The sequence below is a fragment of the Clostridioides sp. ZZV15-6383 genome, assembly GCF_020657735.1.
GTDB lineage: Bacteria > Bacillota > Clostridia > Peptostreptococcales > Peptostreptococcaceae > Clostridioides > Clostridioides difficile_D.
In genome coordinates this window covers 1-525 of record NZ_JAGWCV010000137.1, presented here as the reverse complement: position 1 = coordinate 525, position 525 = coordinate 1, and the positions used below count along the sequence as shown (strand labels likewise).

The window sequence follows — 525 nt, the reverse complement described above, 5'->3', positions numbered from 1 at the left end:
AGAGTTCTACCTTTAGCTCATGAATGGCAAAACAGACCTCTTGATATGATTTATCCAATTGTATTTATGGATGCTATACATTATAAAGTTAGAAGTGAAGGTAGAATAATAAACAAAGCAGCCTATATAGCTATAGGTATTAACTTAGAAGGCATAAAGGAGGTTTTAGGAATATGGATTGGAGAAAATGAAAGTTCAAAGTATTGGCTAAAGGTACTTACAGATGTCAAAAACAGAGGAGTTAAGGATATATTAATAGCTTCTGTAGATGGACTAGTTGGATTTTCTGATGCAATTAAAGCAGTATTTCCTGATACTGAAATACAAAGATGTGTTGTACATCAAATTAGAAATACTTTAAATTATGTATCATATAAAAATAGAAAAGAATTTGCAAAAGATTTAAAGAAAGTATATGCTGCGATTACAGAAGAGGTAGCGTTAAGTGAGCTATCGCTCTTAGAGGAAAAATGGGGCAATCAGTATGCGATAGCATTAAGAAGTTGGCGAAGCAATTGGAATGAG

At 32.4% G+C, this 525-nt stretch carries 1 protein-coding gene; it reads left to right on the top strand.

From position 1 onward, the window contains the following. Window positions 1–525: IS256 family transposase (locus tag KGF42_RS19140; protein ID WP_227826906.1), on the top strand; the 525-nt coding region annotated here is incomplete at both ends.